At 52.2% G+C, this 209-nt stretch carries 1 protein-coding gene; it reads right to left on the bottom strand.

What is annotated here, in order from left to right:
• Window positions 1-209, bottom strand: a 209-nt coding sequence (locus BLT_RS22545; protein WP_035426224.1) for an enoyl-CoA hydratase/isomerase family protein, incomplete at both ends; no start/stop codon positions are given.

Genomic DNA, 209 nt, shown 5'->3' with positions numbered 1-209 from the left:
GTATCTTCTGCCGCAATCCGGAAATCACACGCCATCGCTAGCTCTAGACCTACGCCAAAGGTGTACCCTTGAAGCTGGGCGATCACAGGCTTTGGCGAACGTTCTGGTGCCGCAACGTTTTCTGCCAAATGAGAAAGCTTCTCTTGATGCGTCGTCATGAACTCTGGAATGCTTCCTCCTGCTGTAAAGCACACATCCCCTGCACCTTT

This window comes from Halalkalibacterium ligniniphilum (genome assembly GCF_000334155.1).
Taxonomy (GTDB): Bacteria; Bacillota; Bacilli; order Bacillales; family Bacillaceae_D; genus Halalkalibacterium; species Halalkalibacterium ligniniphilum.
This window is presented reverse-complemented; position numbering and strand designations above follow the sequence as displayed.